Raw genomic sequence first — 21,038 nt, 5'->3', positions numbered from 1 at the left:
CGGTCATCCGGCCGAGTACGCGGTGGTGATCGGGGCGAAGAAGGTGAGCGACCCGGTCACCTTCTTGCCGATCCACACCGGGGTGGCGATCGCGTCCACGGTGCCGTCGCCCTGCGCGGTGGCCGCGTCACTGTCGACTCGCAGCAGGCCGCGGGCGAGCCGCCCGGAGCTGAGCGCGAGCAGCGGCGGGATCTTGTCCACCTCGGTCTCGTCGAGCTCGCCGCGTTGCGCGGTGAAATCGACCAGCCGCAGGCCGGCCAGCAGCGGCCGGCCTTCGATCTGGCCGGGTTCGCCGAGGCCGAGCAGGTCGCAGCAGGACCGGGAGATCGCGGCGACGGTCAGATCCTGGCGCAGGACGAGACACGGTTCCAGCGCGGTAGCGGCGGTGGCCACCCACAGCTGGAAGTTGTCCACGCGCATCGGCTCGATCGGCTCGCGGGCCTGGGGGACCAGCGGTTCCGAGATCGAGAGCTCGACGTGCGCCACCCGCGCCTCCCCTGACTCAACCGGACAACAGCAACGCTATCCGGTCTCTGGCGGGTCCGTCGACTGATGCCGAGCAGGCGCCGGATCGGACGGACCTGGATAGCGGGTGCAGTCGTCACAAGCTGGCCGGCAACGGGACGTACGCCACAGAGAGGTCGTCAGCGCCTTCGCCCCGAAGGCTACCGCCGGCTGGTTGGCTTGTCAGCGGCTGAACGGCCGGCCCCGTACCACCGGTAGTCGGTCGCCGAGCGGAACGGAGCGGTCAGCCAGGTCTCCGGATGCCGGGCCACCTGGAACAGCTTCTCGGCAGTGGCCGAACTGATCCGGGTGCCTCCGGCGATTAGCAGCCGGTCCAGCTCCCGGTGGGTGGTGACCATGCACTCCTTGGGCAGCCCGTACACGCTGATCACCCCGGAACCGACGAAGGTGAGCACCGGGGCGACCGGGATGGTGTGCCCGACCGCGGCCGACATCGCCTTGCTCGCCCGCTTGGCATCCCGGCGGGCCTCGGCGACGTACGTCGGTCGCTTGCCGTTGATCTGCACCACGTCACCGGCGACCAGGACCCGACTGCGGCCGTGGTCGACGACGGTGACCGCGAAGAGTCCGCTGGGCCCGATGGCCAGGAACCCGGCGCGCTCCTCGCGGCCGGCGGTCTCCAGCCCGAGCATCCGGTCCGGGCTGTCGGTACGCGGCCAGTGCACCACGTGCCAGGACGGGCCGAGCTGGTCCAAACGGTTCAGCGCGCGGGCGCCGGCCGCCTCGATCCGCTTGGCGCCGCGCTCGGCCCGACGGCGTCGGGCCCACTCCATCGGCGACGGCCGGATCGCCTCCAGCGTGCCAGGTGGGGACTCCTCCATGGCCCGTTCGTCCGCTCGGTGGGGCAGCGCCCGTTGGGCGGGCAGCACGCGGCGCTCATGGAAGACAGTCATCACGACCTCCGGCAAAGGTCCCCTGGACGATGGACTACCAACTACCGTACGTGGCGACACCGGTACTGAAGCAAGACGCCAGGCCGGAGTGAGTAGGGATGAATGCCCTATTCACCCCACGACTCTTTCAACAGATGGTGCCAAACGACTGCCATAGGCTGCGAGTGTGACGCACTACGTCGACAGTGAGGTTGGCCACCTCCGGGTGGTCATGCTGCACCGTCCGGGCAACGAACTGGCCCGGCTGACCCCCCGCAACAGCGGGGCCCTGCTCTTCGACGCGATCCCCTGGGTCGCCGGCGCCCAGGCCGAACACGACGCGTTCGCCGCCGTGCTGCGCGAGCGCGGCGTCGAGGTGCTCTACCTGGAACAACTGCTCGCCGAGACGCTCGCCGCCAGCCCGGCCCGCGCCGAGGCGGTGGCGACCGTACTGGCCGGCCGCCGGCTGGGTGAGACCCTGCGCGACCGGGTCGCCGAGCAGCTCGCCTACCTCGACCCGGCCGGGCTGGCCCGGGTGCTCGTCGCCGGCCTGGCCCGTGGCGAACTGCCCCGCCGCGACGACCGGCCGGCCGGGCTGGTGCATGCCCTGCTGCGCGAGCACGACTTCATCATCGACCCGCTGCCCAATCTGCTGTTCACCCGGGATTCATCGGTCTGGATCCGCGACCGGGTCGCGGTGACCAGCCTGGCGATGCGCGCCCGCCGCCGGGAGGGCCGGCTCACCGACCTGATCTACCGGCACCACCCCCGGTTCGCCGGGACCGAGCTGATCCACCGGCCCGACCAGGAACACGTCGAAGGCGGAGACGTGCTGCTGCTCGCCCCTGGCGTACTGGCCGTCGGCGTCGGCGAACGGACCACACCCGCCGGGGTGGAGCGGCTGGCCCGGCGGGTGCTCGGCGACGGGCTGGCCCACACCGTCCTGGTGGTGCCGATCACCCAACGGCGGGCGACCATGCACCTGGACACCATCTGCACGCTGGTCGACGTGGACGCGGTGCTGATGTACCCGCCGATGGCCGAGGAGCTCGCCGCGTACACGGTGATCCGTACCGCCTCGGGCGACCTGCAGGTCGCCGGACCCGCGCCGTTCCTGCGGGCCGCCGCCGACGCGATGGACGTCGACCGGCTCCGGCTGGTCGGCACCGGGCTGGACCCGGTCACCGCGGAACGGGAGCAGTGGGACGACGGAAACAACACCCTGGCGCTGGCCCCGGGGGTGTGTGTGGCGTACGAGCGGAACACGGCGACCAACTCGCAGCTGCGCCGGGCCGGGATCGAGGTGGTGACGATCCCCGGCGCCGAGCTCGGGTCCGGCCGGGGCGGTCCACGGTGCATGTCGGCACCGCTGGTCCGCGATCCGCTCCGGCCCGAGTGACCGGCCGCCGGGTCAGCGCAGCGTGAGCTGCCGGCCCAGCAGGCCCTGCCGGGACCGGCGGGCGGCCGCGTCGAGCGGATCGGTGACGCCGGCCGCCGCCGCGAGCCGCTCGGCGAACTCGGCCAACGGCTGCTCCCACTCGGCGGCCTCCGGCCCGGACGGCAGGTCCCACACCGGCACCAGCAGCCCGTGGGCCCGGAACATGCCGGCGAACCGGGTCTGCGGACCCATCGGCAGGTCACCGGCGGCGCTCAGCCGGGCCAGCGTGTCCAGCGTCCGGTCCTCGTCACCGGGCAGCACCCAGCGCACGTGCGCCCGCTCCCCCACCCGGCACCAGTACGCGGCGGGCGCCGCCGCCATCCGGGTCGTCGGATAGATGGACGCGTCGGCCCGCTCCAGGGAGGCCTGCACCGCCGGGTTGGCGGCCGCTTCGGGCTCCACCCAGAACGCGAAGCTGTCGTGCACCTGGACCGTCAGCGCCCCGTCGGCGAGCACGTCCTGCAGCCGGGGGCCGGGGCCGGGCAGCGGCGGCACCGGGACCGTGTCGCCCGGCTCGGTCTCCAGCGCGGCCAGCAGCGCCGCCGCCAGGTCGCGGGAGACGTCCCCGGACTGGGCGTGCCGCTGAAGCCCGATCATGATCTGGCCGTCGGCCCGCACGACAGCCGGGGCCGCCATCGGCAGTACGGTGGCCAGCGTCACCGTCCGGTCGGCGTACTTGCCGGCCAGCTCGGGTTCGAGGGTCAGCGGCGCGGTGGCCGCCGGGACGAGCTCGCGCAGCGCGACCCAGTCCGGCTCGTCGGCCAGCCCGGCGAACGGCCGGGGCACGAATACGTCGCGGATCTTCTCCCGCTTGCCGCCGCTGGCGGCCCGGTCCTGCTTTCGGCGCTTGCCCACGGCCAGACAGCCTAGAGGAACCGGCCCGCCGCCGAGGGATCCGCCCGGGTCCAGGTGGGGCGCGACCCGGTGCCGGCTCGGCTCAGCCGGATTCCGGCTCGCCGATCTCGGCCCAGACGCAGCGGCCGGAGCCTGCGGGCTCGACCCCCCACCGGCGAGCCAGGGCGACGACGATGCCCAGGCCGCGGCCGTTGGGCGCGTCCGACGGGGCGGTCCGGACCTGCGGCACGTCCCCGGACCCGCCGTCGGTCACCCGCAGCAGGACCGTGCGGCTGTGCCGGCGCGGGGTCAGCTGCCAGGTCACCCGGATCATCCCGTCCGGCAGCGGCCGGGCGTGCCGTACGGCGTTGCCGACGAGTTCGGCCACGACCGTCATCACGTCGGACAGGAAGTCGGGGCAAATCCTGTCGGCCAACGTCCGGGCGAGCTGGTGACGGGCGAACCGGGCGCCGCTGGCATGGTGCGGTACCAGCACGCTCCATGCCCGTCCCGCCAGTGCCGAGGTCACGCCGCCTCCTCTCAGCTGCGGGGCAGCCGCACCTCGGCGACCGTACCCCCGCCGTCACGGGGCCGCAGGGACACCCAACCGTGCTGGCGCTCGACAATCTGTCGGACCAGGTAGAGGCCGAGTCCGGCACCGGGGTAACGGCGCTGGTCGCCCGATTCGCCCTGCCAGAACCGGTCGAACGCTCGTTCCACGTGTTCCGGACGTACCCCGATGCCGCGATCACTAATCCGCAAGGCCACCGAGCGTTCGTCGGCGATGGCGGTGACCTCGATCGGGCTGCCCGATGGCGAGTACTTGTCGGCGTTGGTGGCAAGTTCGGTGAGTACGGTGGTCAGGCTCGCCCGGTCTCCGGCCGCTTTCGGCAGGTCGTCTGGCAGCTCGACGGTGAGCCGCTGACGCAGTCCGGCGGGCAGATTCTCGACAGCGGCCCGTAGCGTCTCGACCAGATCGAACGGGGCGGACGGCGCGCCGACCGCCGGTCCCGAGTCATTGGCGGCGGAGAGCAGCCGGTCGACCAGTCGGGCCAGTTCGGTGGCCCGCTGCCCCAGCACCCGGGCGGCCTCCCGTCGGTCCCGGTCGGTCAACGACTCCCAGTGGTCGCTGAGGGTCTCCGCGTACCCTTTGATCACGGTGACCGGGGTGCGCAGCTCGTGGCTGGTGACCGCGATGAACAGGTCGACGTCGTGGTCGCGGTGGTGCTGGTCGGTGATGTCCCGGAAGGTGACCACCCGGGAGGCGACGAAGCCCGGTAGCTCCCCGGAGGTGATCCGCAGCCACCGGCCGTCCGGCAGCTGATGGTCCACGACCTGTCCGGGGGGTGGCACCGGGAACGGGATCGGTCGGTGCAGCCGGTCCTGTGCGGTGCTGCCGGTGAGCCGCTCCGCCGCCGGGTTCCACAGCCGTACGCAGGACTCGTCGTCGACGATGGCCAGTCCGTCGGCGAGCGCGGCGACCACCGGCCCGTCGCCGTGCACCGGCAGCCCGGTCTGGTCGCCGTACAGGTGGGCGATGCAGGACGCCAGGTAGGCGATCAGCGTGTGATGGTCAGGGCCGGCGCTGCGGTCCGGATCCGGGTAGTAGGCGTGCAGGCTGCCGATCAGCACCCCGCCGATCTCGGCGCGCGCGATCAGCATCCGGTGCAGTCCTCGGCCGGCGATCTGGTCGGCCAGGGCAGCGGTGAGCGCCGTCACCGGGAACTCGACGGTCCGCGGTCCGGTGAGCAGCCGGGCGGTGGTGGGTTCGTCGAGGTCGACGGGACGGCCGACCGACCACTCGGCGGCGCCGGTGGCGGCGATGATCCGTCCCCTGCGTGGCCCGTACTCGGCAAACGAGGTCCCGGCGGCGCCGAGTGCACGCTGCGCGAGCCGCAGCAGGTGGTGCAGGATCGGCAGCCCCGACTCACCGCTGTTGATCATGTCGAGGACGACGGTGTGTCCAGCGATCAGACTCGGATAGTCGGGGCGTTCCGGCATGCTTCGAGTCTGCCCGGTGCTGGCGGATTTGGGCAGTGCCGGGCCGCCGGTGCCGGGCAACTCGCGTCGGGCCGCCGGTCAGAGCACCCGGGGCGGTTCGCCGGACTCGCTCACCATCGCCCGGGAGTGCGCCGCCCAGTCCTGCATTCCGCCGGCGAGGTTACGGACGTTGTCCCAGCCGTGCTGGTTGAGGTAGGCGACGACCTGCCCGGACCGGCCGCCGGACCGGCACACCACCACCACGTCGCCCTCCTTCGGGATGTCGGCCAACCGGTGCGGGATCTCCATCATCGGCAGGTGGTGGGCGCCCGGCGCGTGCCCGGCGGACCATTCCTCGGGCTCGCGCACGTCGAGCAGGTACGCGTCGGCGGAGACGTCGGGGACGTCGACGGTGGGGATCGGTGATCCATGCATGCCGAACAGCCTATGGGACAGCCGGCTTCCGGCTATTCCTGGCCGGCCAGCACTGTCGGGTTGGCGAGGATGAACTCGGCGAGATTGTCGTTCTTGACCGCCTGGAACATGTCCTGGCTGAGCGGATCGATGTTCTCCCGGCCGGCGCTGTTGCCGTTGAAGCTGCCGCCGTTGGTCCGCAGCATGACCAGGTCGTTGGCGGCCACCCCACGCAGGGTGAAGACGAAGTCCGGCAGCGCCACCTTGCCGGTGTCCAGCACGAACGCCTTGCCGGCCGCGTCAATCAGCTCGTTGAGCTTGAGCGGGTTGGTCATCACCCCGCTGGCCATCGCCTTCTTGGCCATGGCCTTGATCAGCTTCTGCTGGTTCTTCTGCCGGTCGTAGTCGCCGTTGTCCAGCCCGTACCGCTGCCGGGAGAAGTCCAGCGCCTCCCAGCCCTGCATCTCGCGGCAGCCCTTCTTGTGCACGACCTGCTGCTTCTCCCCGCTGACCTTGGCAGCGTCGGAGTTCCACATCGGCTGGCCGTCGACCAGGGTCATGTGGATCGACGGGGTGTCCTCGTCGACGCAGAGCCGGACGCTGCCGAGGCTGTCGATGACCGACTTGAAGCCGCTGAAGTTGATGATCGCGGCGCCGTCGAAACTGACCCCGGTGAGGTTCTTGATCGTCTCCGCCATCAGCTGGGCGCCACCGGCGTGCCCGGCGCCGTTCTGCGCGCCGTGGAAGAACGCCTCGGTCGCCTTGCCGACCCCACCCGGCCACCCGCTCTTGTCGAACGGCGGGATCTCGACCTCGGTGTCCCGGGGGACGGAGATCAGGTACGCCTGGTCGTGGGTGGCGGGAATGTGCAGGATGATGATCGTGTCGGCCCGGGTGTCCGACTCTGCCCAGCTGCCCCGGTGGTCGATGCCGAGCAGCAACATGTCGATCGGGCCCTCGAGGCTGTCACCGCCCTCGGCGTCGGTCTTGCCGGCGACGCCGAGCAGGTTCGACTGCTCGATCCCACTGGTCGCCTGGGCGATCAGCCACTTGCTGCCGACGATCGTGGTGCCGCTGAGCATCATCAGCAGTGCGCCCAGCACGACCATGGTGCGGGCCCAGATCGGGTCCTTGCGGCGGGGCCGCCGGCCAGAGCCGCTGCGGCCGGAGCCCGGACCCGACCGGCCGCTCGACCGACGCCCGGCCGAGCCACGGGCGGCGAGCGGGTTCCCCGACTCGGTCGACGTCGAACGTCGACGGGTCTGGACCGGCATGCCTGCTCCTGGGGGGCGTAGACAATAGGGCGAGCCCACTGTACGGAAACTTGGTCGATTTATCGACCCTGCTCGGGTTTCAAATTTGTGTCGTATTGGCCAGTCACCGGCTGACGACCAACGATGTCCACTCAGTCACCGACCCCGGGCCGTCAGTCGCTTGCACCCGGGCTTGGCGTGACATTGGCCTGCACCCAGGCGGTCATCCGATCGGCCGCCATCGCCTGGTACATCGACAATGCCTGCTCCCGGTCGGAGACGACCACCGATTCGCCGTTGATCGTCTCGCTGCCGTTGTGCGGGCTGGTCAGGAAGTGCAGGTTCTCCCCCCGTAGCTTGCGGAACTGCAGTGCCATGTCGACCAGGGAGAAGCCCTGGTCGACCGTTACCGCCTGGGTCGTCGCCTTGAGAAACGCATTCAGTTTGACCGGGTTCGACAGTGTGCCCGAACTCACAGCCTTGTCCATCAGTGCGCGCAGGAACTCCTGCTGGTGACGCATACGCGCAAAGTCACCGTCCGGAAACTGTTTGCGTTGGCGAATCCAGTCCAGCGCCTCGGCACCGTTCATGTGATTGACGCCCTCGCTGAACTGACGGTACGGCTTGTGGATCGACGTCGTGTCCTGCTCGACGGTCAGGTCGACCCCGCCGAGCGCGTCGGTGACCTCGACGAAACCGGCGAAGTCGATCGCCATCACATGATTGATCCGCACGTCGGTGAAGCACTCCACGGTCCGTACCGCCAGCGGCATGCCGCCCCAGGCGAACGCAGCGTTGATCTTGGCCCGCTCGCCGGTCTCGCAGGCCGCGGCGGCGTCCGACGGAATCGGCACGTACAGGTCACGCGGGATCGACACCAGATAGGCGCGGTCGTGTGACGACGGAATGTGCATCACGATGATCGTGTCCGCCCGCCACTTGCCGGCCTGGTCGACCGGGGCGTCCGGATCCCGTGAGTCGGTGCCGATCAGCAGGATGTTCAGCGCGCCGTCCACCGCAGCCGGCGGCCGCCCCTGCGTGATCTGCGAGAACGGATCGGTCCGCCCCAGGTCCTGGTCCAGCCCACGGGCGTACGCCCAGAGCCCGCCGCTGGCGAACAGGGCCAGCACCACCAACGCCACCCCGCCGACCAGGGCGATGCGCCCCCAACGGGGCCGCGACCGGCGCGGCGGGGCACCGTACTGGTTGCCGCCACGACCGCCGACCGGCACCTGCGCCCGGCCTGTCGAGGACCCGTAGGCGGTGCCGGCCGGACCGGTCGTCCGGCCGGGGACCGTCCGGCCACCGTGGCGGCTGCTGACTGACCGGTCACCGTGTTGGTTGCTGGCTGACATGCCTCCAGCGTACGTACCGGGCGCTCGCCCGCCGACGACTCGACTCCCGGACCGACGCCGCCGATCAGCCGAGTCGCTGGCGGAAGTAGGCGATGGTGCGGCGCAGCCCGTCCTGCGGGTCCACCGTCGGCTGGTAGCCGAGCCTGGTACGGGCCAGGGTCAGGTCAGGACGGCGCATCTCCGGGTCGTCCGAGGAGCGGGCGACCAGGTTGATCGTCGACGAGCTGCCCACCAGCTGGACGATCTGCTCGGCCAGCTCCCGCATGGTCAGCTCATGCTCGGTGCCGCAGTTGATCGGACCGGTCTCGGTGGAGTCGAGCAGCGCGACGATCCCGGTCACCAGGTCCGCCACGTAGCAGATCGACCTGGTCTGCGTGCCGGTACCGTGCACGGTGATCGGCTCGCCGCGCAACGCCTGGCTGATGAAGGTGGGGATGGCCCGGCCGTCGTCCGGCCGCATCCGGGGCCCGTACGTGTTGAAGATTCGCACGATGCCGGCGTCCAGGCCGCGGTACCGGTGGTACGCCATCGTCGACGATTCGGCGAACCGCTTGGCCTCGTCGTAGACGCTGCGCACCCCGATCGGGTTGACGTTGCCCCAGTAGGTCTCCGGTTGCGGGTGCACCAACGGGTCACCGTACGCCTCGGAGGTCGACGCCATGATGAACCGGGCCTGGTCGGCGACCGCCCGGTCCAGCAGATGCAACGTGGCGAGAGAGCCGACCCGGAGGATCTCGATCGGCAGGGTCGCGAAGTCCGTCGGGCTGGCCGGCGAGGCAAGGTGCATGATCGCGTCGAACCGCTGACGGACCGCTGGGTGATGATCCGGCAACCCATCCGAAATGTCCGCCTCGACGAGGGTGAACCGGGGTTCGTCGGTGAGGTGGGCGACGTTCTCCTTGGATCCGGTGACGAAGTTGTCCACCGCCACCACCGCACAACCACGCCCGACCAACCGGTCGACGAGGTGGCTTCCGACGAAACCGGCACCTCCGGTGACCAGCACTCGGTGGCCGTCGCCGAATCGGGGAACAGGCAGCATGCCCCCGAGCCTAGTGGTAGTGCCCCGGCCGGGCTGCGGTTGCCACCCGGGTCGGTCCGGACCGAGATACCCGGCTGCGCGACTCGGACCGGGCTACCGACCGCGCGGCTCGCCGAGCTCCCGGTACCGGCCGCGATAGTGGATCAGCGGCCCGGCGTTGCCTTCGTCGCTGACCGTGACCGTCTCGACGGTCGCCTCCACGAGCACCGCCCACCCGTACGGTCGGACGTCGTCGAGCCGACAGCCCGCCCACCCACTCGCCCCCGCGAGGACCGGGCCGTACCCGGTGGCCTGCCAGTCCGCTGCCTTGAACGGTCCGCCCGGTGCCGGCATCAGCCCGGCGAACCGGTCCGCGAGCTGTCGATGCGCCGGGCTCAGCGGAACCATCGCGAACCTGCCCGACTCGCGGAGCACCTCCCACAGCTGCGACTCCTCGTCGAGCAGCCCGAGCAGTCGAGGCGGGTCACCCTCGGCCAGCACCGTCGACGACACGGTCAGTCCGGCGAGCGGAGCCGACCCACCACCGGCCGTCCACAGCGTCACCGGTGCGGCCAGCCGGCCACGTAGCCGCCGCGCGGGCGAACGGTCCTCGTTCGCCGTGGCGAACGGGTCGCGATAGTGGATCTCGGCACCGGGCTCGGGATGATTCACGTGAAACATTGTGGCCCAATCGGGAGTCACCGGCGCGGCGTCACCGTGGCGAGTAGCTCCGGCATCCGTCGTTCCAGCAGGTCACCGGCGATGTACAGGCCAAGGGCCACCGCACCCAGGCCGTATCCGACGCCGACCGGCAGGGCAAACCAGTACCAGACCTCGCCGAGCAGCGCGGTGGCCAGCACGATCGGCACTGCGGCCGCCGCCGACGCGACCATCGCCACCAGCGCCAGCATGCTCTTCGCCACGCCGGCACCGCTGTTCAACGCGAACGGGTTCGACGTCTCCGGCAGCGAGTACGCACCGACCACCGAGACGATCAGATTGACCGCCAACCCGGCACCGTACGCGGCGAACAGCGTCCCGGCGGCGACCGGGATCCAGCCGGGTTCGCGCAGGAACAACCCGAGACCGGCCGAGATCACCACCAGCAGCGGCACGATGTACACGGAGAACCCGACCACCCGGGCACGCAGCTCCAGCCGCCCCGGCACGCCGGCGATCACGTTCGCCGCGTACGCGCTGCCGTCGAATCCGAACTGGTTGGCCAGGGTCACGGCGGCGAGCGCACCGACGAAGAGCATCGAGATGCTGACGCTGGTCGCCGACGCGGCCGGTCCGGCGCCCACTGAACCGTCCGGGTCGTAGGCGAAGGCGCTGAAACCGCCGACGTTGATCAACGCCGGGATGAACACCCCGACCACGGCGACGGTGATCAGGTTGGCCCGTCGCCGCATGTCCCGCCACCAGTAGCGCACCTCCCGGGCGACCAGTGCGCCGTACCGGTCGCGGGGGGTCCGGGCGAGCAGCCGGGGGAACAGCTGACTCACCGGGGTACCGGACGCAGCGGCCACCGCCCTGGCCGGGCCGCCGCTCGCGGTGCCGACCATCGCAGACTCCAGCGACCTCGACCACCACCGGTACAGGCCGGCCAGGGTGGCGGCGGTGACCGCCAGCTTGATCGGCACCGCCCAGAGCCGTCCGTCGACCACGTCGAACCCCATCGTGTACGGGGCGGCCAGCGGAGTCCAGCCGAGAATTCCCGCCACCTCAGCCAACTGGTCCCAGTCGGCGTTGCCCAGTCCACCGATGACCAGCAGTTGCAGCGGACCGAGCAACGCGGCCAGCACGGCGAGCAGCACCGCGGCCAGGTCACGCACCCGGCGCGACCGCAGCATGCCGGCGAACGCGCTGGTTATCGCCCGGCTGCCCAGGACGCAGAGCAGCAGACCGGCGGCGGCCCCGACCAATTGGACGGCGCCGGCCAACGGGCCGCCGAGCAGCGCCGCGCTGAGCACCAGCCCCAGGGTGGCCAGCCCGGTGGCGATCGACGGCACGCCGATCAGTCCGGTGACCAGCAGCCCGGTGACCATGGTCCGCCGACGCAGCGGAAGCAACGCGAACCGGGCCGGGTCGAGCGTCTCGTCCACCCCGAAGAAGGCCAGCGGCAGCAGCAGCCAGCCGAGCACCAGCAGGGTGCCGCCGAACCCGGCGGCCAGCAACATGCCCTGTTCGCTGTCGATGAACCCCGGCGCGGCGAGGATCAGGAAGCCGTTGCCGGCGAACCACAGCCCGGCGATGATCCCGCCGATGAACAACGCGATCCGCCAGCCCTGACCTCGCAGGTTGTTGCCCATCACCCGCAGCTTGAGGCGGACGAAGTGCCGGGCCCGCACCGGCCGCCGACCGACGGCGGGTGAGCCGGGAGTCGGTGTGTCGGCGGGCGGCCCGGTCACAGCCATGCCAGTTCCTCCCCGGTGGCCGTGCGACCACCGACGACGTCGACGAAGACCTCTTCCAGCGACCGCCCGGCCCGTACCTCGTCCAACGTGCCGACCTTCTTGATGACTCCGTCGGCGAGGATCGCCACGTGGCTGCAGAGCCGCTCGACCACAGCCATCACGTGGCTGGAGAAGATCACCGTGCCGCCGCCGACGACGTACCGCTGCAGGATGTCGCGGATCAGCGCGGCGGAGACCGGGTCGACCGCCTCGAACGGCTCGTCGAGCACCAGCAGCCGGGGTCCGTGCAGCAGCGCACAGGCCAGCCCGATCTTCTTTTTCATGCCCGCCGAATAGTCGACCACCAGGGTGCGTCCGGCGTCGTCGAGCGCCAGCACGTCGAGCAGTTCGCCGGCTCGCTGGTCGACCACCGCCGGGTCCATCCCGCGCAGCAGACCGTGGTACGCGAGCAGCTCGGCACCGGTGAGCCGGTCGAACAGCCGCACCCCGTCCGGCAGTACGCCGAGCAGTTGCTTCGCCCGCACCGGGTCGGCCCAGACATCGTGGCCGAGGACGTGGGCGTGACCGGCGTCCGGCCGTAGCAGCCCGACCGCCATCGACAGCGTGGTGGTCTTGCCGGCACCGTTCGGGCCGAGCAGTCCGTAGAAGGAGCCGACCGGGACCTCCAGCTCGACCCCGGCTACCGCGACCTTGTCGTCGAATCGTTTGGCCAGGCCACGCAGGACGAGCGCCTGCCCGCCGGGCTGGGCAGCATCTGTCATGGTCCGACGGTAACCAGCGGGACCTCGGATACGCTCCCGCTGAGGGACGATCCGGCTCTCATACCCGGGCACGACGGCGACACCGATCCCGACCGACCTCGCCGCGGGCACGTCACGGCAGCCGAAGGCATGTCACGGGCGCAGACTCTCCGGCGCGTGCAGTCGCAGCATGAGGGCGTTCACCTGACCTGGCAACCGCCGCCGGGTGACCACCGACACCAGCATCATCACCGCGAACGCCAGCGGCACCGTCCAGGCCGCCGGCTGCGCGACCAGGACCGCCGGCCAGCCGGTCAGTGGCGGACCCAGCACGGTCCACAGCACCGCGCCGACGGCGGTACCGCCACCGGCGACGATGCCGGCGGCGGCACCGGCGGCGGTCAGGCCACGCCACCAGATGCCCAGCACCAGCAGCGGGCAGAAGCTCGACGCGGCCACCGCGAACGCCAGCCCGACGACCTGGGAGACGTCCAGGCCCGAGACGTTCAACGCGAGGACCATCGGCACCGCCCCGGCGACCAGGGTCGCCAGCCGGAACCCGCGTACCGAGTTGCGCCGCAGCACGTCGGTCGAGACCGCCCCGGCGACGCTGGTCAGCAACCCGGACGAGGTGGACAGGAAGGCGGCGAACGCCCCGGCGGCTACCAGCGCGGCGAGCAGTTGACCGAGCAGTCCGCCGCCGAGCGCCGCCTCCGGCAGCAGCACCACGACCGCATCCGAGCGTCCGGTCATCAGCAGCTGCGGTGTGTACACCCGGCCGAGCACCCCGTACAGGGTGGGGAAGAGGTAGAACAGGCCGACCAGGGCGAGCACCACCAGCGTGGTGCGGCGGGCGGCGGCACCGTCGGGGTTGGTGTAGAACCGCACGAGTACGTGCGGCAGCCCCATCGTGCCGAGGAAGGTAGCCAGGATCAGCGAGTAGGTGGCGAACAGTCCCTGGTCGCCCCGGTCCGGGTCATTGGGCAGCAGCCAGGCGGCTCCCCGGTCGGCTTCGGCCCCGGACACCTCGGGGACCCGGTCCCCGGCGGCGAAGGTCAACTCGGTGCCCGGGATCACCTGCTCGGTCCGGCCGTCGGCGTAGTTGAGCGTCGCGGACCGCTCGACCACCACGGTGGTCGCCTGGGTGAAGGTCAGCCCGTCCGGTGGGCTGACCGGCGGCCGCCCGTCGGACTGCCACTGCATGGCCAGGAAGACCGCCGGTACGGCGAGCGCGGTCAACTTGAGCCAGTACTGGAACGCCTGCACGAAGGTGACCGCCCGCATACCGCCGAGCGCCACGTTGGCGGTGACCACCCCGCCGACCAGCAGCGCTCCCAGCGGATACGGCGCGCCGGTGACCGTAGCCAGGGTCAGCCCGGCGCCCTGCAGCTGGGGCAGTAGGTAGAACCAGCCGATGAAGATCACGAAGACGGTGGCGAGCCGGCGCAGCCGCCGGGAGCTGAGCCGGATCTCGCAGAAGTCCGGCAGGGTGAACGCCCCGGACCGGCGCAGCGGGGCCGCGACGAACAGCAGCAGGGCCAGGTAGCCGGCGGCGAAGCCGACCGGGTACCAGAGCACGTCGACGCCGTACTTGAGGATCAGGCCGGCGATGCCGAGGAACGATGCTGCAGACAGGTACTCGCCGCTGATCGCCGCCGCGTTCCAGGACGGGCTGACGGTACGCGAGGCGACCAGGAAGTCGGACGTGGTCCGGGCCAGCTTCAGCCCGTAGAAGCCGATCGCGACGGTCACCAGGGTGACCACGACCAGCGCAGGGATCACGTACGGGTTGGTCATCGGCGCCGCTCAGCGCTCCGGCCGGCGGACCAGCGCGACGAAGTCCTGTTCGTTACGTTCGGCGAGGTGGACGTAGGTCAGGCCGACCGCGACCAGGAACGGAAACGCGGCCACCCCGAGTAGCAGCCACGGCAGGTTGGCGCCGACGATCTTGATCTCCGCGACGCCCGGGGCGATCGCGAACAGCATCGGCAGCGACCCGAGGCCGACCACGACCACCACCGCCAGCCGCATTGCCAACGCCAACTGTGCCCGGACCAGGCCGCGTACCAGTGCCTCGCCGATCTGGGTCTGCTCGGCCAGGTCGGTACGCAGCCGGTCGGCGTCCCCACGCCGGCCGACCTCGCCCAGCACGACCCGCACCCGTCGGGGTGGCGGGTCGGCGGGCGCGGGCGCCGCAGCGGGCCCGGTGCCGTCGTGTTCGGCCATGCCGGCAGTCTCACGGCCCGTCGCGGAAAGTCAAGGGCAGTCCCCGGCGCAGACGGATCCACGGCGCGTCGTCCCACAGCGAAGCGCCCAACCGCAGGAGGCGATTGGGCGCTGCTGAAGCCCGGCGAGAGGCTTTGTGGCCAGGGGCGGGGTCGAACCGCCGACCTTCCGATTTTCAGTCGGACGCTCGTACCAACTGAGCTACCTGGCCGGGCACTGGGGTCATGATACCCATCCGGCGACCTCAGCAGCCGGACCGGTTGCCATGGGCCCCGGAACGCACAACGCCGCGCGTGGGAAACGCACGGCGATCGGCGTTGCGCGGTCCTGACGGGACTTGAACCCGCGACCTCCGCCTTGACAGGGCGGCGAGCACTCCGACTGCTCCACAGGACCTCGGTGTTGCTCCGGCCGGTCGGTCGGCCGGTGGTGCCCCCAACGGGATTCGAACCCGTGCTACCGCCTTGAAAGGGCGGCGTCCTGGGCCGCTAGACGATGAGGGCGGCCCCGTCATCATCGCACATCACGACTCCGACGGTAGTGCTCCCATCCGGCCCCGCCGGAAGCTTGCGAAAGCATACGTGACGAGTATGCCCCGGACCAAACCAGATCGGCGAACCGGACGGATCAGGGGGAAAGGCTAGCACCGAGCAGGGTGATGCCGTACCGCTGCCTCAGCTCCTGGACCACGACCGGCAGCGCGGCGACGGTGGCCGACCGGTCGCCACCACCGTCATGCAGCAGGATGATCGACCCGAGCCGGACCTCGGTGGTGACCTGCGCCACCAGCTCATCCTTGGTGGGCTTGCGCCAGTCCTGCGGGTCGACGTCCCAGTCCAGCGGGACCATTCCCAGCTCCTCGACCACGGTGACCACTTTCGGCGTCCACAGGCCGCCGGGGTGCCGGAAGTGCTCGATCGGCGCGCCGGGCACCACCTTGTGGATCTCCGTGTTGGTCCGCAGCAGGTTGGCCCGGATCTCGTCGGCCGACTGCGACCCGAGGTCGAGCTCGTGGCTCCAGGTGTGGTTGCACAGGGCGTGCCCCTCCCGGACCATCCTGACGACCAGCGCCGGGTACCGCCGCACCTGGGCACCGACGACGCAGAAGGTTGCCCGCGCCCCGGCCTTGCGCAGTTCGTCGAGGATCAGCGGCGTCCACTTCGGATGTGGCCCGTCGTCGAAGGTCAACGCCACCTGCCGACCACCGGTACGCCGACGTAGCAGGCTCTCGTCGACGGCGGGCCGGGCGGACGCCCCGGGTGAGCCACCGGTCACGGTGGCCGAGGGCCGCTGGTCGGCGGGGTCGTCCGTCGACGCCGGCACCGGGTCGCGGGGGCCGGGTGAGGGCACCGGTTCGGGGGTGGGAGCAGGGCGCTCCGGCGCGGCACCGAGAGCGGCGGTGGCCGGCACCTGCGCCGGTGTCTGCCGGGCACCACGCAGCGCGGCGATGCTTTCGCTGCCGACCAGCAGCGCGAACACCGCCAGGCCTGCCGCGACCATGGCACGTTTCGACACGGTGCGTTTCGACATGTCGACTCCGGGCGAGGGGGTGGACGGAGATCGAGCGAAGCACACGTTAGTCGATCAATCCGCACAACTCGACCCCGCACATCGGACACCAGCACTGCCGACCATCGGCGGTGACGGGCCGTACCGCCAACAGCTACGGCAAGTGCTGCCGGCCGACCGACCGGTCGGCGGACCGGCAGAGCGTGAATGCGTCTGTCAGGTCGGCGCAGTGCCGTACCCCGTCCGGCAGTTCGGGGACCGGCCAGCCCGGCCCGACCGCGAGGACCAGCACCGGACGGTGCCGTCCGGAGCGGGCCGCAGCCAACTGCCCGAGGTCCGCGGTCGCCGGGGTGTGCGACCAGAGCACCACGGCGGCCGGACCCGTCCGGTCGACGGCGGCGACCAGCGCGGTCACCGGTACCCGGGCACCGAGCAACCGGGCGACCACGCCGGCCTCGACGAGTGCGGCGGCCAGCGCCTCCAACGGCAGGGTGTGCTGCTCGTCGTCGGTGCAGGCCAGCAGCACACCGGAACCAGCGCCGACAAGCGGGCCCGAAGAATCACCCGGCAGGGCCGCCGGGACCGGCCCGGTCACCGACGCCGGACCGGTCACCGCCGCGAACGCGGCGGAGACGCACCGGGACAGCAGATGCTCCACCTCGATGAAGCCGGCGGTGGCCGCGTACCGGTCACCGACGCCGGCCAGCACCGGGCGGACCACCCGGTCCCAGGTGGCTATCACCCCGTCGGCACGCAGCCCACGCTCGATGATCTCCCGCATGGCCAGGTCGTCCAGGCGTACGGCGGCCCGGGCCAGACCACGGGCGGCCGGGCCGGCGGTGCCGACGGCGATGGTGTGCCCGCCGCCGGCCCGGCCCTGCCCGGGGCCGGGGCCGAGGCCGGCGGGGGCGGGTGGAGCCGCGTTGCCGCGTGCCCATCGCGCCGCCTCGGCCGGGGACACGCCTTCGGCGGTGAGCCGACGCATCACCTCCAGCCGGGCCAGATCCTCCCGGCTGTACCGGCGATGGTGCCCCTTGACGTGCCGGGTCGGGCCGAGCCCGTACCGCTGGTGCCAGGTGCGCAGCGTGGTGACCGCCACGCCGAGCCGGCGCGCCACGCTGCCCGCACTCAGCGCGTCATCGCTCACCTGGCCGCTCCGCAGCCGCGCCGTGCCGCTCCGCGTTCACGTCATGGTCCCGCCGGCCCGACGCGACAACTGGTCGACCACGCCGGCCAGCCACGGGGCGTAGGCGTGCGGGTCATCGGTCAGGCCGGCCCGCAGCTCATCCGGCGGCATCCAGCGCAGCTGCGCGATCTCCGCCGGATCGGGCCGCAGCGGGGTGGCCGGGTCGAGATCACCCAGCAGTACGTGGTCGTACTCGTACTCGGTCCGGCCGGTGACCGGGTCGGTGGCCTGGTAGGTGTGCACGCCGAGCTCGGTCAACGGCACCGGCGCGACGCCCACCTCCTCGCCGAGCCGGCGGTTGGCCGCCTCGGTCACCGATTCGCCGGGCAGCGGATGGCCGCAGCAGGTGTTGGCCCAGCGCAGCGGGAACCGGGTCTTCACCGCGGCCCGCTGTTGCAGCAGCAGCCGGCCGGCCCGGTCGACCAGGATCACCGAGAAGGCCCGGTGCAGCTGGCCCGGCGACTGGTGGGCGGCGGCGACGGTGGCCGATCCGACCGGTCGCCCGGCCGGGTCGACCAACTCGACCAGATGGCTTTCCCGCGACGTCCCGGTCATCGGGCACCCCCCGCACCGGTGATCCGACCGGCGGCCAACTTGCCGGAGATCAGCACCATCGGCACGCCGACCCCCGGCTGGGTGCCGGAGCCGACGAAGACCACGTTCTCCAGGGTGGGATGCAGGTTGCCGGGTCGGAACGGGCCGGTCTGGAACAGGGTGTGCGCGGCGGCGAACGGTGTCCCGGCGGCCATTCCGGCGTCGGCCCAGTCGGCTGGGGTGATCATTTCGCGGACCTCGATCCCGTCGGCCAGGCCCCGGTAGCCGCGCTCGGCCAGGGTGGCGATCAGCTCGTCGGCGTACCGCTGCGGCAGGTCGCCGCGCCAGTCCAGCCGCCCACTGTCCAGGTTGGGCACCGGAGCGAGGACGTAGTAGGTGTGCCCGCCGGGCGGGGCCACCGACGGGTCGGTCCGGCTCGGGTTGGTGACCAGCAGCGAGGGGTCGCTCATCAGCTCTCCCCGGCGGATGACCTCGTCGAAGGTGCCCTTCCACAGCCGACCGAAGTGGACGTTGTGGTGGGCGATCTGCTGGTAACCCTGCCGGGCGCCGAGGTGCAGCACCACGCAGGACGGCGAGTAGCGCAGCCGCCGGCGGCGGGCCGGTGGCAGCAGTTCGGCGTAGGCGACGGGTAGGTCGGGGTTGAGCACCACGACGTCGGCGGGAATCCGGTCACCGGCGGCGGTGAGCACCGCGCGCGCCCGACCACCGGCGGTCTCCACCCGGGTGACCGTGGTGTCGTAGCGGATCTGCACGCCGTGCTTCTCGGCGGCGCCGGCCAGCGCCCGGGGTACGGCGTGCATCCCGCCCCGGGGGAACGACACCCCGGCCACCGAGTCCAGGTAGGCGATGACGGTGTAGATGGCCAGCGCGTCGTGCGGGGCCAGGCCGGCGTACATCGCCTGGAACGAGAAGATCCGCTGGGTACGGGGGTCGGAGAAGAACTGTTCGATCTTGGTCTGCATCCGCCGGAACGCTCCGGCGGCCAGCAGCCGCAGCAGGTTGCCGGTGAGCAGGTCCGGCGGGCTGTCCAGGTTACGGTCAATGAAGTCAGCCCGCTCCAGCTGCCACAGCCGCCTCGCGTAGTCGACGAAGCGCAGGTAGCCGTCGGCTTCGCGAGGGCCGCAGACCCGGGCCACCTCGGCCGCCATTCGGGCGGTGTCGGTGACGACGTCTAGTGTGGACCCATCCGGATAGTACGCCCGGTAGGCCGGGTCGAGCGGGATCAGCTCCAACCAGTCGGAGAGCTCCTCGCCAACCGCGCCGAGCGCCTCGGCGATCAGTTCGGGCATGGTCAGCACGGTCGGCCCGGTGTCGAACTCGTAGCCGTCGAGTGCCAGCCGCCCGGCCCGTCCACCCGGCACCGACTCGCGTTCCAGCAGGGTGACCTGCCGGCCGGCACCGGCCAGGTGCAGGGCACAGGCCAGCCCGCCGAGCCCGGCACCGACCACGACGACGCGTTCGGTCGCCCCGGTCACGGTACGCATGCCGCGACCACCTCCTTCTGAACGATGCTCACATCATGCCTGCCGAGTGGTGGCGGTCACCGCCAGGCCGGTGAGCGCGCGACGGGCGGCCGGGTCGATCGGGGCGTCGGCCAGGGCGTCGACCGCCTCCCGTACCCGTTGCTCGATCAGCTGTTCCACCTGGCCGGCGGCGCCGGTCTCGACGACGATCTCGATCAGCCGCTGCACCCGTCGATCGGCATTCCGACCGGACTGCCGGTCGGTGGCGGGCGGCGGCCGGTTGAGTTCGGCGCGTTGCGCCTCGGTGGCCAGCTCGCGGGCGATCAGCAGCAGCACCGTCGGCTTGCCGGTCCGCAGGTCGTCGCCGGCCGGTTTGCCGGTGGTGGCCGGGTCACCCAAGACGCCGAGCAGGTCGTCGCGCAGTTGGAACGCCTCGCCGACGGCGGTGCCGTAGCGCCGGTAGGCCTCGTGGACCGCCGGGCCGGCGCCTGGTCCGGCCAGGGCCGCACCGAGGTGCAGCGGCCGCAGCACGGTGTAGCTGGCGGTCTTGTGCCGGGCCACCCGCAGCGCCCGGTCGACCGACCAGCTGTCGGCCTCGGTCTCGCCGAGGACGTCCAGGTACTGCCCGGCGATCGTCTCGACCCGCATCTGGTCGTAACGGCGCCGCACGTCGAGCAGGGTCCGGGGTGGCACGCCGGCCTGGCCGAGCAGCCGGTCGGCCCAGACCAGGCAGAGGTCACCGACCAGCACGGCGGCACCGTCGCCGAACCGGTCGGGGTCGCCGTCGCGGCCGGCCGACCGGTGCTGCCCGGCCAGCCGGCGGTGGGCGGTGGGGCGGCCGCGACGGGTCGCAGAGCCGTCCATCACATCGTCGTGCACCAGCGCGAACGCGTGCAGCAGCTCCAGCGCGGCCAGCGCCGGCAACACCGGGGCCAGCGGCGCGTCCGGGCCGACCACCCCGCGCCAGCCCCAGTGGGCGAAGACCGGCCGCAGCCGCTTGCCGCCAGCGAGCACGGTGTCCCGGGCGACCTGCGCGAACGGGCGCAGCGCCGGATCGATGCGGTCGAGCGCGTCGATCTCGACGGTGAGGAAGTCGATCAACGTGTCGTCGACAGCCGCGGTCAAGAGGTCACGGCGGCGGGGCGGGGGCGAGCCGGGGGTGGCCGACCCGGCCGGCTCGTCGACCGACGCGCTGCGGTCGGTGCCGGCAACTGTGTGATTGGCCACGCGAACGAGCGTACCCTAGGGTC

General features: G+C 71.7%; 19 protein-coding genes, 3 tRNA genes and 1 pseudogene. 1 reads left to right on the top strand and 22 read right to left on the bottom strand.

Annotation, left to right across the window (positions count from 1 at the left end):
• Window positions 1-3 precede the first annotated feature (3 nt).
• Both O7543_RS21105 and O7543_RS21100 read right to left on the bottom strand, forming a co-directional pair.
• The gene (locus O7543_RS21105; protein ID WP_281552254.1) at window positions 4-486 is read right to left on the bottom strand and encodes a hypothetical protein; all 483 of its coding nucleotides are present in this window, start codon (window positions 484-486) and stop codon (window positions 4-6) included.
• 179 nt (window positions 487-665) lie between these two features.
• Window positions 666-1,418 (bottom strand): hypothetical protein, encoded by a 753-nt coding sequence (locus O7543_RS21100; RefSeq protein WP_281552255.1) that lies wholly within the window; start codon window positions 1,416-1,418, stop codon window positions 666-668.
• A gap of 166 nt (window positions 1,419-1,584) precedes the next feature.
• On the opposite strand from O7543_RS21100, the gene O7543_RS21095 reads away from it, so the two are divergent.
• Complete coding sequence (locus tag O7543_RS21095) at window positions 1,585-2,796, top strand: arginine deiminase (RefSeq protein ID WP_281552256.1); 1,212 nt, start codon at window positions 1,585-1,587, stop codon at window positions 2,794-2,796.
• A gap of 12 nt (window positions 2,797-2,808) precedes the next feature.
• On the opposite strand, the gene O7543_RS21090 is transcribed toward O7543_RS21095, so the two are convergent.
• The 20 genes and pseudogenes from O7543_RS21090 to O7543_RS20995 form a co-directional block, all read right to left on the bottom strand.
• Entirely contained in the window at window positions 2,809-3,690 is an 882-nt protein-coding gene (locus O7543_RS21090; RefSeq protein ID WP_281552257.1) for a DUF5926 family protein, read from the bottom strand.
• An 82-nt stretch (window positions 3,691-3,772) separates the two neighbouring features.
• Window positions 3,773-4,198 (bottom strand): ATP-binding protein, encoded by a 426-nt coding sequence (locus O7543_RS21085; protein ID WP_281552258.1) that lies wholly within the window; start codon window positions 4,196-4,198, stop codon window positions 3,773-3,775.
• 11 nt (window positions 4,199-4,209) lie between these two features.
• Window positions 4,210-5,670 (bottom strand): PAS domain-containing sensor histidine kinase, encoded by a 1,461-nt coding sequence (locus O7543_RS21080; RefSeq protein ID WP_281552259.1) that lies wholly within the window; start codon window positions 5,668-5,670, stop codon window positions 4,210-4,212.
• 78 nt (window positions 5,671-5,748) lie between these two features.
• Window positions 5,749-6,084 (bottom strand): rhodanese-like domain-containing protein, encoded by a 336-nt coding sequence (locus O7543_RS21075; protein WP_281552260.1) that lies wholly within the window; start codon window positions 6,082-6,084, stop codon window positions 5,749-5,751.
• Between the two features lie 32 nt (window positions 6,085-6,116).
• Complete coding sequence (locus O7543_RS21070; RefSeq protein WP_281552261.1) at window positions 6,117-7,337, bottom strand: LCP family protein; 1,221 nt, start codon at window positions 7,335-7,337, stop codon at window positions 6,117-6,119.
• A 152-nt stretch (window positions 7,338-7,489) separates the two neighbouring features.
• Window positions 7,490-8,671 carry an LCP family protein gene (locus O7543_RS21065; protein ID WP_281552262.1) on the bottom strand — a complete coding sequence of 394 codons (1,182 nt, stop codon included), beginning with the start codon at window positions 8,669-8,671 and terminating at the stop codon, window positions 7,490-7,492.
• Window positions 8,672-8,735: 64 nt separating this feature from the next.
• Window positions 8,736-9,713, bottom strand: a complete 978-nt coding sequence (locus tag O7543_RS21060) for a GDP-mannose 4,6-dehydratase (protein WP_281552263.1) — start codon at window positions 9,711-9,713, stop codon at window positions 8,736-8,738.
• Window positions 9,714-9,806: 93 nt separating this feature from the next.
• A pseudogene (locus tag O7543_RS21055) lies at window positions 9,807-10,373 on the bottom strand (flavin reductase family protein); the annotation flags it as partial.
• A 17-nt stretch (window positions 10,374-10,390) separates the two neighbouring features.
• Entirely contained in the window at window positions 10,391-12,109 is a 1,719-nt protein-coding gene (locus tag O7543_RS21050; protein ID WP_281552265.1) for an ABC transporter permease, read from the bottom strand.
• A complete protein-coding gene (locus tag O7543_RS21045) occupies window positions 12,100-12,870 on the bottom strand; it encodes an ABC transporter ATP-binding protein (RefSeq protein WP_281552266.1) in 771 nt (256 codons plus the stop codon). The genes O7543_RS21050 and O7543_RS21045 overlap by 10 nt, the downstream gene beginning before the upstream one ends.
• 132 nt (window positions 12,871-13,002) lie before the next feature.
• On the bottom strand, window positions 13,003-14,646 hold the full coding sequence (locus O7543_RS21040) for a cation acetate symporter (protein WP_281552267.1): 1,644 nt from the start codon (window positions 14,644-14,646) through the stop codon (window positions 13,003-13,005).
• 9 nt (window positions 14,647-14,655) lie between these two features.
• Window positions 14,656-15,075 (bottom strand): hypothetical protein, encoded by a 420-nt coding sequence (locus tag O7543_RS21035; RefSeq protein ID WP_281552268.1) that lies wholly within the window; start codon window positions 15,073-15,075, stop codon window positions 14,656-14,658.
• 137 nt (window positions 15,076-15,212) lie between these two features.
• Window positions 15,213-15,286, bottom strand: a tRNA-Phe gene (locus O7543_RS21030).
• 111 nt (window positions 15,287-15,397) lie between these two features.
• A tRNA-Asp gene (locus tag O7543_RS21025) sits at window positions 15,398-15,471 on the bottom strand.
• 31 nt (window positions 15,472-15,502) lie between these two features.
• Window positions 15,503-15,578, bottom strand: a tRNA-Glu gene (locus O7543_RS21020).
• A gap of 124 nt (window positions 15,579-15,702) precedes the next feature.
• Window positions 15,703-16,605 (bottom strand): polysaccharide deacetylase family protein, encoded by a 903-nt coding sequence (locus tag O7543_RS21015; RefSeq protein ID WP_281552269.1) that lies wholly within the window; start codon window positions 16,603-16,605, stop codon window positions 15,703-15,705.
• Window positions 16,606-16,738: 133 nt separating this feature from the next.
• Window positions 16,739-17,731 (bottom strand): MerR family transcriptional regulator, encoded by a 993-nt coding sequence (locus O7543_RS21010; RefSeq protein ID WP_281552270.1) that lies wholly within the window; start codon window positions 17,729-17,731, stop codon window positions 16,739-16,741.
• 36 nt (window positions 17,732-17,767) lie between these two features.
• Entirely contained in the window at window positions 17,768-18,325 is a 558-nt protein-coding gene (idi, locus tag O7543_RS21005; RefSeq protein ID WP_281552271.1) for an isopentenyl-diphosphate Delta-isomerase, read from the bottom strand.
• Window positions 18,322-19,809, bottom strand: a complete 1,488-nt coding sequence (gene crtI, locus O7543_RS21000; RefSeq protein ID WP_281552272.1) for a phytoene desaturase family protein — start codon at window positions 19,807-19,809, stop codon at window positions 18,322-18,324. Before crtI ends, idi begins: the two co-directional genes overlap by 4 nt.
• Window positions 19,810-19,842: 33 nt before the next feature.
• Entirely contained in the window at window positions 19,843-21,015 is a 1,173-nt protein-coding gene (locus O7543_RS20995; protein WP_281552273.1) for a polyprenyl synthetase family protein, read from the bottom strand.
• Window positions 21,016-21,038: the final 23 nt, after the last annotated feature.

The sequence above is a fragment of the Solwaraspora sp. WMMA2080 genome (assembly GCF_027497395.1).
GTDB lineage: Bacteria > Actinomycetota > Actinomycetes > Mycobacteriales > Micromonosporaceae > Micromonospora_E.
This window is presented reverse-complemented; position numbering and strand designations above follow the sequence as displayed.